Source organism: Streptomyces sp. NPDC057428, assembly GCF_042803195.1.
Lineage (GTDB): Bacteria > Actinomycetota > Actinomycetes > Streptomycetales > Streptomycetaceae > Streptomyces.
Map to the genome: position 1 here is coordinate 102,391 of NZ_JBHVCT010000006.1, position 12,311 is coordinate 114,701.

Annotated in this window: 8 protein-coding genes; all 8 read left to right on the forward strand. The window is 66.0% G+C overall.

Annotated features, from left to right (window positions below; genetic code table 11):
* Positions 1-149 precede the first annotated feature (149 nt).
* The 8 genes from rplK to rpsG all read left to right on the forward strand — a co-directional run bounded on the left by rplK (position 150) and on the right by rpsG (position 12,290).
* The gene (gene rplK, locus ACFU5K_RS04315; RefSeq protein ID WP_073740413.1) at positions 150-584 is read left to right on the forward strand and encodes a 50S ribosomal protein L11; all 435 of its coding nucleotides are present in this window, start codon (positions 150-152) and stop codon (positions 582-584) included.
* Positions 585-666: 82 nt separating this feature from the next.
* A complete protein-coding gene (rplA, locus tag ACFU5K_RS04320; RefSeq protein ID WP_384056604.1) occupies positions 667-1,389 on the forward strand; it encodes a 50S ribosomal protein L1 in 723 nt (240 codons plus the stop codon).
* A gap of 399 nt (positions 1,390-1,788) precedes the next feature.
* Entirely contained in the window at positions 1,789-2,346 is a 558-nt protein-coding gene (rplJ, locus tag ACFU5K_RS04325; RefSeq protein ID WP_384056607.1) for a 50S ribosomal protein L10, read from the forward strand.
* Between the two features lie 83 nt (positions 2,347-2,429).
* Positions 2,430-2,816: a 50S ribosomal protein L7/L12 gene (gene rplL / locus ACFU5K_RS04330; RefSeq protein WP_384056611.1), complete on the forward strand. Its 387-nt coding sequence runs from the start codon at positions 2,430-2,432 to the stop codon at positions 2,814-2,816.
* 613 nt (positions 2,817-3,429) lie between these two features.
* The gene (rpoB, locus tag ACFU5K_RS04335) at positions 3,430-6,915 is read left to right on the forward strand and encodes a DNA-directed RNA polymerase subunit beta (RefSeq protein ID WP_384056614.1); all 3,486 of its coding nucleotides are present in this window, start codon (positions 3,430-3,432) and stop codon (positions 6,913-6,915) included.
* A 129-nt stretch (positions 6,916-7,044) separates the two neighbouring features.
* Entirely contained in the window at positions 7,045-10,944 is a 3,900-nt protein-coding gene (locus tag ACFU5K_RS04340; RefSeq protein WP_384056617.1) for a DNA-directed RNA polymerase subunit beta', read from the forward strand.
* Between the two features lie 501 nt (positions 10,945-11,445).
* The gene (gene rpsL / locus ACFU5K_RS04345; RefSeq protein ID WP_003948652.1) at positions 11,446-11,817 is read left to right on the forward strand and encodes a 30S ribosomal protein S12; all 372 of its coding nucleotides are present in this window, start codon (positions 11,446-11,448) and stop codon (positions 11,815-11,817) included.
* 2 nt (positions 11,818-11,819) lie between these two features.
* On the forward strand, positions 11,820-12,290 hold the full coding sequence (gene rpsG, locus ACFU5K_RS04350; RefSeq protein WP_014154599.1) for a 30S ribosomal protein S7: 471 nt from the start codon (positions 11,820-11,822) through the stop codon (positions 12,288-12,290).
* Positions 12,291-12,311 lie beyond the last annotated feature (21 nt).

The window sequence follows — 12,311 nt, forward strand, 5'->3', positions numbered from 1 at the left end:
GCCTACCGAGCAGGTCAGACCGGCTTCACAGCTGGCCTGACCTGCTCGTTTTCGGTCGTGCAGCTATACCCGTTATTGTTGTGCGGTATGCCCCCATCCGGATGACCGGAATGGCGGCGAAACACTCTCACTAGGACCCGGAGAGAGCAATGCCTCCCAAGAAGAAGAAGATCACGGGGCTTATCAAGCTCCAGATCAACGCCGGTGCGGCCAACCCGGCACCGCCGGTCGGCCCCGCGCTGGGCCAGCACGGCGTCAACATCATGGAGTTCTGCAAGGCCTACAACGCCGCGACCGAGTCGCAGCGTGGCATGGTCGTGCCGGTGGAGATCACGGTCTACGACGACCGCTCCTTCACCTTCATCACGAAGACTCCGCCGGCCGCCAAGCTGATCCTCAAGGCCGCGGGTGTGGACAAGGGCTCCGGCGAGCCGCACAAGACCAAGGTCGCCAAGCTGACGGCCGCCCAGGTCCGCGAGATCGCCACGACGAAGCTCCCCGACCTGAACGCCAACGACCTCGACGCCGCGTCGAAGATCATCGCTGGCACCGCCCGTTCCATGGGCATCACGGTCGAAGGCTGAGTCAGCCCCGCAGCCCCTCAGTGGTAGGACCAAGCGCTGGTCCGCACCACGACTCCACACTCTGAAAACCACAGGAGTAGAAGTGAAGCGCAGCAAGAACCTCCGCGCTGCGGACGCGAAGATCGACCGGGAGCGCCAGTACGCCCCGCTCGAGGCCGTCCGTGTCGCCAAGGACACCGCCACCACGAAGTTCGACAGCACCGTCGAGGTCGCGTTTGCCCTGGGTGTAGACCCGCGCAAGGCCGACCAGATGGTCCGTGGCACCGTGAACCTCCCGCACGGCACCGGCAAGACCGCCCGGGTCCTGGTCTTCGCGACCGGTGACCGTGCTGCGGCCGCGGAAGCCGCGGGCGCCGACATCGTCGGCGCCGACGAGCTCATCGACGAGGTGGCGAAGGGCCGTCTGGACTTCGACGCCGTCGTCGCCACGCCGGACCTCATGGGCAAGGTCGGCCGCCTGGGCCGCGTGCTCGGTCCGCGTGGTCTGATGCCGAACCCGAAGACCGGCACCGTCACCCCCGATGTCGTCAAGGCCGTCAACGACATCAAGGGCGGAAAGATCGAGTTCCGCGTCGACAAGCACTCGAACCTGCACTTCATCATCGGAAAGACCTCTTTCGATGACACGCAGCTGGTCGAGAACTACGGCGCGGCCCTGGAGGAGATCCTCCGTCTGAAGCCGTCCGCCGCGAAGGGTCGCTTCATCAAGAAGGCGACCATGAGCACGACGATGGGCCCCGGTATCCCGCTGGACGCCAACCGCGTGCGCAACCTCCTCGTCGAGGAGGACCCGGCCGCCGTCTGAGCCCCCGTGCTCGGCCGGTAGTCACGGCATCGGGACGGGCCCCGCAGCCTCTTCGGAGGGTGCGGGGCCCGTCCGCGTACCAGGGCGGCCGGCCACCCTTCGGGAGCCGTCCCGACAGGCTGCTAAACCTCTCGCAGGGGTCGAACCGGGACGGATTTGCTCCTGACGGCCCCGGTCGCGTACTCTCCATAAGAAGCCAAAGACCGCTGGTCGTTGCCGCGCTCTCGCAAGAGGCACGGTGACCGAAGGTTCCGCTAGATCGGACGACCTGCGCAGGTGACTGTGGATCGCTCCCGGACTCTGTCCGGTCGAGCTGCGCCCTGGCACCTGTGCTGGGGCGTTTCGTCTTTCCCGGCCCCTTCTGAGCGGTCCTCATCACCCGGAAGGAGGCCGACGCTCATGGCAAGGCCCGACAAGGCTGCCGCGGTAGCCGAGCTGACGGACCAGTTCCGCAGCTCGAACGCCGCCGTGCTGACCGAGTACCGGGGTCTCACCGTGGCGCAGCTCAAGACGCTGCGTCGTTCGCTCGGTGAGAACGCCCAGTACGCCGTGGTGAAGAACACGCTGACCAAGATTGCGGCCAACGAGGCCGGGATCGACACGCTGGACGACCTCTTCGCAGGTCCGACGGCGGTTGCCTTCATCACCGGTGACCCGGTGGAGTCGGCGAAGGGTCTTCGTGACTTCGCCAAGGACAACCCCGATCTCGTCATCAAGGGCGGTGTCCTTGACGGTAAGGCGCTGTCCGCCGACGAGATCAAGAAGCTCGCGGACCTCGAGTCCCGCGAGGTGCTGCTCGCCAAGCTGGCCGGCGCCATGAAGGGCAAGCAGACTCAGGCTGCGCAGCTCTTCCAGGCTCTGCCGTCGAAGTTCGTCCGCACCGCGGAAGCGCTTCGCGCCAAGAAGGCCGAGCAGGGCGGTGCCGGTACGCCGGCTCCCGCCGAGGCCGCCGAGTAATTTCGCTCAGCGGTCCAGCGGGCTCCATGTACGCCCGCCGACATATACCTCCGGCACCAGCCGAATAGTGGAAGGACGCCATCATGGCGAAGCTCAGCCAGGAAGACCTGCTCGCCCAGTTCGAGGAGCTCACCCTCATCGAGCTCTCCGAGTTCGTTAAGGCGTTCGAGGAGAAGTTCGACGTCACCGCCGCCGCCGCGGTCGCCGTCGCCGGTCCGGCCCAGGGTGGCGGCGACGCCGGTGCCCAGGCCGAGGAGCAGGACGAGTTCGACGTCATCCTCACGGGTGCCGGCGAGAAGAAGATCCAGGTCATCAAGGTCGTGCGTGAGCTGACCTCGCTGGGTCTCAAGGAGGCCAAGGACCTCGTGGACGGCGCCCCGAAGCCCGTCCTCGAGAAGGTCGCCAAGGAGGCCGCCGAGAAGGCTGCCGAGTCCCTCAAGGGCGCGGGCGCTTCCGTCGAGGTCAAGTGACTTCGAGAGTCTCCTGACTCTCCCGAGGCCGCTCGCACCGTAAGGCGCTGAGTGTCCTCACCGAAGGGCGATCACCCATCCGGGTGGTCGCCCTTCGGCATGCCCCCGGAGGCTGCCTTGATCTTCCGCCCGCGGCGAGTAGGGTGATCTTCGCCGTGCGTTTCTCCGGGGCGTGCCATGGGGCGTCAACAGGCGTCCTCCGGGCGCAGGTGAAGATCGGTGGACGTCCGCCGGGGTCTCAGGGCCTTGACGAACCGCACGCGGCGCGCAATTCTCAGGACGCGTCGTCATCTCGATCCGCATCCGAGGCATGGATCGAGAGCGAAGAGGGCAGTAAAGAAGAGCGCACACCGCGCGAGGGCTATTCATAGGTGTTGAGAACAGCTGTTGAGAGCAACGTGGGTCTCTGAGAACCCCGACTGGACATCAGTGTGCCGCTTGGCTACACTGACCCTTTGCGCTGCCTGTTAGCTGCCTCCTGCCCGTCACCAGGGGCATGCCCACGCTCAGCACCGATGGCCGGATATTCCTTGATCTTGGGATTCCTGTCTCTGTGTGCGGCTTGGGGGCCGGTACGCGCGTAGTGAGTCCGAGCCCTCGGAAGGACCCCCTCTTGGCCGCCTCGCGCAACGCCTCGACCTCGAATACGAACAACGGTGCCAGCACCGCCCCGCTGCGCATCTCTTTTGCAAAGATCAAGGAGCCCCTCGAGGTTCCGAACCTCCTCGCGCTGCAGACCGAGAGCTTTGACTGGCTCCTCGGCAACGCCGCCTGGAAGGCTCGCGTCGAGGCAGCTCTGGACAGTGGACAGGACGTCCCCACCAAGTCCGGCCTGGAGGAGATCTTCGAGGAGATCTCACCGATCGAGGACTTCTCCGGGTCGATGTCGCTCACGTTCCGCGACCACCGCTTCGAGCCCCCGAAGAACTCGATCGACGAGTGCAAGGAGCGCGACTTCACGTTCGCGGCCCCGCTCTTCGTCACGGCCGAGTTCACCAACAACGAGACCGGCGAGATCAAGTCCCAGACGGTCTTCATGGGCGACTTCCCGCTCATGACCAACAAGGGCACCTTCGTCATCAACGGCACCGAGCGTGTCGTCGTGTCGCAGCTCGTCCGCTCGCCGGGTGTCTACTTCGACTCCTCGATCGACAAGACGTCCGACAAGGACATCTTCTCCGCCAAGATCATCCCGTCCCGGGGTGCCTGGCTGGAGATGGAGATCGACAAGCGCGACATGGTCGGTGTCCGCATCGACCGCAAGCGCAAGCAGTCCGTCACCGTCCTCCTGAAGGCTCTCGGCTGGACCACCGAGCAGATCCTCGAGGAGTTCGGCGAGTACGAGTCCATGCGTGCCACCCTGGAGAAGGACCACACCCAGGGCCAGGACGACGCGCTGCTCGACATCTACCGCAAGCTGCGTCCGGGCGAGCCGCCCACCCGCGAGGCCGCTCAGACGCTGCTCGAGAACCTCTACTTCAACCCGAAGCGCTACGACCTCGCGAAGGTCGGCCGCTACAAGGTGAACAAGAAGCTCGGTGCCGACGAGCCGCTCGACGCCGGTGTGCTCACCAGCGACGACATCATCGCCACGATCAAGTACCTGGTGAAGCTCCACGCCGGTGAGCTCGAGACCGTCGGTGAGTCCGGCCGGACGATCGTCGTCGAGACCGACGACATCGACCACTTCGGCAACCGCCGTCTGCGTAACGTCGGCGAGCTGATCCAGAACCAGGTCCGTACGGGTCTCGCCCGTATGGAGCGCGTCGTGCGTGAGCGCATGACGACCCAGGACGTCGAGGCGATCACGCCGCAGACCCTGATCAACATCCGGCCGGTCGTCGCCTCCATCAAGGAGTTCTTCGGCACCAGCCAGCTGTCGCAGTTCATGGACCAGAACAACCCGCTGTCGGGTCTCACCCACAAGCGCCGCCTGTCGGCTCTTGGCCCGGGTGGTCTCTCCCGTGAGCGGGCCGGCTTCGAGGTCCGTGACGTGCACCCGTCCCACTACGGACGCATGTGCCCGATCGAGACCCCTGAAGGCCCGAACATCGGTCTGATCGGTTCGCTCGCCTCGTACGGCCGCGTCAACGCGTTCGGCTTCATCGAGACGCCGTACCGCAAGGTCGTCGACGGCCAGGTCACCGACGAGGTCGACTACATCACCGCCGACGAGGAAGACCGCTTCGTGATCGCCCAGGCGAACGCGACGCTCTCCGAGGACATGCGGTTCACCGAACCGCGTGTCCTGGTCCGCCGTCGTGGCGGAGAGGTCGACTACATCCCCGGTGACGACGTCGACTACATGGACGTCTCGCCGCGCCAGATGGTGTCCGTCGCCACCGCGATGATCCCGTTCCTGGAGCACGACGACGCCAACCGTGCCCTCATGGGCGCGAACATGATGCGTCAGGCGGTGCCGCTCATCAAGTCCGAGGCGCCGCTCGTCGGCACCGGCATGGAGTACCGCTGCGCCACCGACGCCGGTGACGTGCTCAAGGCCGAGAAGGACGGTGTGGTCCAGGAGGTCTCCGCGGACTACGTCACCGTCACCAACGACGACGGCACGTACACCACGTACCGGATCGCCAAGTTCTCGCGCTCCAACCAGGGCACCTCGGTCAACCAGAAGGTCGTCGTCTCCGAGGGCGACCGCGTCATCGAGGGCCAGGTCCTCGCCGACGGGCCGGCCACCGAGAACGGTGAGATGGCGCTGGGCAAGAACCTGCTCGTGGCGTTCATGCCGTGGGAGGGTCACAACTACGAGGACGCGATCATCCTGTCGCAGCGCCTCGTGCAGGACGACGTCCTCTCCTCGATCCATATCGAGGAGCACGAGGTCGACGCCCGTGACACCAAGCTCGGCCCGGAGGAGATCACCCGGGACATCCCGAACGTCTCCGAAGAGGTCCTCGCCGACCTCGACGAGCGCGGCATCATCCGTATCGGTGCCGAGGTCGTCGCCGGCGACATCCTCGTCGGCAAGGTCACGCCCAAGGGTGAGACCGAGCTGACCCCGGAGGAGCGTCTGCTCCGCGCGATCTTCGGTGAGAAGGCGCGCGAAGTCCGTGACACCTCGCTGAAGGTCCCGCACGGCGAGATCGGCAAGGTCATCGGCGTCCGCGTCTTCGACCGCGAAGAGGGCGACGAGCTGCCGCCGGGCGTGAACCAGCTGGTCCGCGTCTACGTCGCGCAGAAGCGCAAGATCACCGATGGTGACAAGCTCGCCGGCCGCCACGGCAACAAGGGCGTGATCTCCAAGATCCTCCCGATCGAGGACATGCCGTTCCTTGAGGACGGCACCCCGGTCGACATCATCCTCAACCCGCTGGGTGTCCCGTCCCGAATGAACCCGGGACAGGTCCTGGAGATCCACCTCGGCTGGCTCGCCAGTCGCGGCTGGGACGTCTCCGGCCTCGGTGACGAGTGGGCCAAGCGCCTGCAGGTCATCGGCGCCGACCAGGTCGCCCCCGGCACCAACGTCGCGACCCCGGTCTTCGACGGTGCCCGTGAGGACGAGATCACCGGCCTCTTCAAGGCCACGATCCCGAACCGCGACGGCGACCGGCTGGTCCAGCCCTCCGGCAAGGCCCAGCTGTACGACGGCCGCTCCGGCGAGCCGTTCCCGGAGCCGGTCTCGGTCGGCTACATGTACATCCTCAAGCTGCACCACCTGGTCGACGACAAGCTCCACGCCCGTTCGACCGGCCCGTACTCCATGATCACGCAGCAGCCGCTGGGTGGTAAGGCGCAGTTCGGTGGGCAGCGATTCGGCGAGATGGAGGTGTGGGCCCTTGAGGCTTACGGCGCCGCATACGCCCTCCAGGAACTGCTGACGATCAAGTCCGACGACGTGACCGGCCGCGTGAAGGTGTACGAGGCCATCGTCAAGGGCGAGAACATCCCCGAGCCGGGCATTCCCGAGTCCTTCAAGGTGCTCATCAAGGAAATGCAGTCGCTCTGCCTCAACGTGGAGGTGCTGTCCTCGGACGGCATGTCCATCGAGATGCGCGACACGGACGAGGACGTCTTCCGTGCGGCGGAGGAGCTCGGTATCGACCTGTCCCGGCGAGAGCCGAGCAGCGTCGAAGAGGTCTGACGGGTTGGCCGGCCGGATCCCAGTGATCCGGCCGGCTCTCCCCGGACCCGTTCAGACCATTGCTGAAGTGCCCCGATTTCTCGCATGACGCGAGGGGGCTCGAACCCCCGAAAGAGGGATTGACGACAAGTGCTCGACGTCAACTTCTTCGACGAGCTGCGGATCGGCCTTGCCACCGCGGACGACATCCGGACCTGGTCCCACGGCGAAGTGAAGAAGCCGGAGACCATCAACTACCGCACGCTCAAGCCCGAAAAGGACGGACTCTTCTGCGAGAAGATCTTCGGTCCGACCCGGGACTGGGAGTGCTACTGCGGCAAGTACAAGCGTGTCCGTTTCAAGGGCATCATCTGTGAGCGCTGTGGCGTCGAGGTCACTCGCGCCAAGGTGCGCCGTGAGCGCATGGGCCACATCGAGCTTGCCGCTCCCGTCACCCACATCTGGTACTTCAAGGGTGTCCCGTCGCGTCTGGGCTACCTGCTGGACCTCGCGCCGAAGGACCTCGAGAAGGTCATCTACTTCGCCGCGTACATGATCACGTTCGTCGACGAGGAGCGCCGCACGCGCGACCTCCCGTCGCTGGAGGCGCACGTCTCCGTCGAGCGTCAGCAGGTCGAGAACCGCCGCGACTCGGACCTCGAGAACCGTGCCAAGAAGCTCGAGACCGACCTGGCCGAGCTCGAGGCCGAGGGTGCCAAGGCCGACGTGCGCCGCAAGGTGCGCGAAGGTGCCGAGCGTGAGATGAAGCAGCTGCGTGACCGTGCGCAGCGCGAGATCGACCGTCTCGACGAGGTGTGGAGCCGCTTCAAGAACCTCAAGGTCCAGGACCTCGAGGGCGACGAGCTGCTCTACCGCGAGCTGCGTGACCGCTTCGGCACGTACTTCGACGGCTGCATGGGCGCCGCGGCGCTGCAGAAGCGCCTGGAGTCCTTCGACCTCGACGAGGAGGCCGAGCGCCTCCGCGAGATCATCCGTACCGGCAAGGGCCAGAAGAAGACCCGTGCGCTCAAGCGCCTCAAGGTCGTCTCCGCGTTCCTGCAGACCAGCAACAAGCCCAAGGGCATGGTGCTCGACTGCGTGCCGGTCATCCCGCCGGACCTGCGTCCGATGGTGCAGCTGGACGGTGGCCGCTTCGCGACCTCCGACCTGAACGACCTGTACCGCCGTGTGATCAACCGCAACAACCGCCTCAAGCGTCTCCTTGACCTCGGTGCCCCCGAGATCATCGTGAACAACGAGAAGCGGATGCTGCAGGAGGCCGTCGACGCGCTGTTCGACAACGGCCGCCGTGGTCGCCCGGTCACCGGTCCCGGTAACCGCCCCCTGAAGTCCCTCAGCGACATGCTGAAGGGCAAGCAGGGCCGTTTCCGTCAGAACCTCCTCGGCAAGCGCGTGGACTACTCCGCGCGTTCCGTGATCGTCGTCGGCCCGCAGCTCAAGCTGCACCAGTGCGGTCTGCCGAAGGCGATGGCGCTGGAGCTCTTCAAGCCGTTCGTGATGAAGCGCCTGGTGGACCTGAACCACGCGCAGAACATCAAGTCGGCCAAGCGCATGGTCGAGCGTGGCCGCACCGTCGTGTACGACGTCCTCGAAGAGGTCATCGCCGAGCACCCGGTGCTGCTGAACCGTGCGCCCACCCTGCACCGCCTCGGCATCCAGGCCTTCGAGCCCCAGCTGGTCGAGGGCAAGGCCATCCAGATCCACCCGCTCGTCTGCACCGCGTTCAACGCGGACTTCGACGGTGACCAGATGGCCGTTCACCTGCCGCTCTCCGCGGAGGCGCAGGCCGAGGCCCGCATCCTGATGCTGTCCTCGAACAACATCCTGAAGCCGGCCGACGGTCGCCCCGTCACCATGCCGACCCAGGACATGGTGCTGGGCCTCTTCTTCCTCACCACGGACGAAGAGGGCCGCAACGTCAAGGGCACGGGCCGCGCGTTCGGCTCCACGGCCGAGGCCACCATGGCCTTCGACGCCCGCGAGCTGTCGCTCCAGGCGAAGGTCGACATCCGCTTCCCGGTGGGCACCATCCCGCCGCGTGGCTGGGTGCCGCCGGTCGCCGAGGAGGGCGAGCCCGAGTACCAGCCGGGTGACACCTTCCGGCTGCGTACGAGCCTGGGCCGCGCGCTCTTCAACGAGCTGCTGCCCGAGGACTATCCGTTCGTCGACTACTCGGTGGGCAAGAAGCAGCTCTCCGAGATCGTCAACGACCTGGCGGAGCGCTACCCCAAGGTCATCGTGGCGGCGACGCTCGACAACCTGAAGGCTGCGGGCTTCCACTGGGCGACCCGTTCCGGGGTCACCGTCTCTGTTGCCGACATCGTCGTCCCCGAGGCCAAGAAGGCCATCGTCAAGGGCTACGAGGAGCAGGACGAGAAGGTCCAGAAGCAGTACGAGCGCGGTCTGATCACCAAGGACGAGCGCACGCAGGAGCTCATCGCGATCTGGACCAAGGCGACCAACGAGGTCGCCGAGGCGATGAACGCGAACTTCCCGAAGACGAACCCCATCTTCATGATGGTCGACTCGGGTGCCCGAGGAAACATGATGCAGATGCGTCAGATCGCGGGTATGCGTGGTCTGGTGTCTAACGCGAAGAACGAGACCATCCCGCGTCCGATCAAGGCGTCCTTCCGTGAGGGCCTCACCGTCCTGGAGTACTTCATCTCCACGCACGGTGCCCGTAAGGGTCTGGCGGACACCGCCCTGCGTACCGCCGACTCGGGTTACCTGACCCGTCGTCTGGTGGACGTCTCGCAGGACGTCATCATCCGCGAGGAGGACTGCGGCACCGACCGTGGCCTCAAGCTGAAGATCGCCGTCAAGGGCGCCGACGGTGTCCTGCGCAAGACGGACGACGTCGAGACCTCGGTCTACGCCCGCATGCTGGCCGAGGACGTGGTCATCGACGGCAAGGTCATCGCGCCTGCCAACGTCGACCTCGGTGACGTCCTGATCGACGCCCTCGTGGGCGCCGGCGTCGAGGAGGTCAAGACCCGTTCGGTCCTGACCTGTGAGTCCGCGGTCGGCACCTGTGCCTTCTGCTACGGACGCTCGCTCGCCACCGGCAAGCTGGTCGACATCGGTGAGGCGGTCGGCATCATCGCCGCCCAGTCCATCGGTGAGCCCGGTACCCAGCTGACGATGCGTACCTTCCACACCGGTGGTGTGGCGGGTGACGACATCACGCAGGGTCTGCCGCGTGTCGTCGAGCTCTTCGAGGCGCGTACCCCCAAGGGTGTCGCCCCGATCTCGGAGGCCAAGGGCCGGGTCCGCATCGAGGAGACCGAGAAGACCAAGAAGATCGTCGTCACGCCGGACGACGGCAGCGAGGAGACGCCGTTCCCGATCTCCAAGCGTGCCCGTCTGCTGGTCGGCGAGGGCGACGCGGTCGAGGTGGGCCAGAAGCTCACCGTCGGTGCCACGAACCCGCACGACGTGCTGCGGATCCTCGGTCAGCGCGCGGTCCAGGTCCACCTGGTCGGCGAAGTCCAGAAGGTCTACAACTCGCAGGGCGTGTCGATCCACGACAAGCACATCGAGATCATCATCCGGCAGATGCTGCGCCGCGTGACGATCATCGAGTCCGGCGACGCGGAGCTGCTGCCGGGCGAGCTGGTCGAGCGGTCGAAGTTCGAGGTCGAGAACCGTCGTGTGGTCACCGAGGGCGGTCACCCCGCCTCCGGCCGTCCGCAGCTGATGGGTATCACCAAGGCCTCGCTCGCCACTGAGTCGTGGCTGTCGGCGGCGTCCTTCCAGGAGACGACCAGGGTCCTGACCGACGCGGCGATCAACGCCAAGTCGGACTCCCTGATCGGCCTCAAGGAGAACGTCATCATCGGTAAGCTCATCCCGGCCGGTACGGGTCTGTCCCGCTACCGCAACATCCGGGTCGAGCCGACCGAGGAAGCCAAGGCCGCGATGTACTCGGCCGTCGGCTACGACGACATCGACTACTCGCCGTTCGGCACGGGCTCCGGCCAGGCCGTTCCGCTGGAGGACTACGACTACGGTCCGTACAACCAGTAAGCGAGTCGCTTGATACGACCGAAGGGCGGTCACCCCGTTGCGTACGGGGTGACCGCCCTTCGGCGTGCCGAAGCGGAGGCGCGGTGAGGTCGGTCACCCGGGGTCCCGGCGACCTGGCCGGTGCCGCGCCGCCCGGACGGAGAGGTCCGGGCTGCCGCCGGAGTCGTTTATGCTGGTCAGAGAGGTTGTGTCGGCCGCAGCGCCGGCACTGCGGACGTTCCGCGGGCTGGGCTGGGGCGCGCCTCGGGTTCCGGGGCCCGAGGGCGTACAGCATTTGTTTTGACCCAGCTCCGTGAGGTAGGTACGCTCAAGCCTTGTGCCTGGGGTGTGCCTGGGCTCGCGTGCGTGTCCTCAACCGCACGGCGAGTCCGTAAGTGGCCACCGCAATCTGTTCTCCTCTGCGTCACCGCGGGGGCGTGCAGTATTCGACACACCCGACCGCGTGGGTCGGCGAGTGTTCCAGGTTAGTTTCACGAACGGCACACAGAAACCGGAGAAGTAGTGCCTACGATCCAGCAGCTGGTCCGGAAGGGCCGGCAGGACAAGGTCGAGAAGAACAAGACGCCCGCGCTCGAGGGTTCGCCCCAGCGTCGCGGCGTCTGCACGCGTGTCTTCACGACCACCCCGAAGAAGCCGAACTCGGCGCTCCGTAAGGTCGCACGTGTGCGTCTGACCTCTGGTATCGAGGTCACGGCCTACATCCCGGGTGAGGGGCACAACCTGCAGGAGCACTCCATCGTGCTCGTGCGTGGTGGCCGTGTGAAGGACCTGCCGGGTGTTCGTTACAAGATCATCCGCGGTTCGCTCGACACCCAGGGTGTCAAGAACCGCAAGCAGGCCCGCAGCCGCTACGGCGCCAAGAAGGAGAAGTAAGAATGCCTCGTAAGGGCCCCGCCCCGAAGCGCCCGGTCATCATCGACCCGGTCTACAGCTCTCCTCTTGTCACGTCGCTGATCAACAAGATCCTGCTCGACGGCAAGCGTTCCACCGCCGAGCGGATCGTCTACGGCGCCATGGAAGGCCTCCGCGAGAAGACCGGCGCTGACCCGGTCATCACGCTCAAGCGCGCGCTCGAGAACGTCAAGCCGTCGCTCGAGGTCAAGTCCCGCCGTGTCGGTGGCGCCACCTACCAGGTGCCGATCGAGGTCAAGCCCGGTCGTGCCGCCACCCTCTCGCTGCGCTGGATCGTGGGTTACTCCCGCGCCCGTCGTGAGAAGACCATGACCGAGCGCCTCATGAACGAGCTGCTCGACGCCTCCAACGGTCTTGGCGCTGCCGTCAAGAAGCGCGAGGACACCCACAAGATGGCCGAGTCGAACAAGGCCTTCGCGCACTACCGCTGGTAGTCGCTCACCCCATCGAGACCG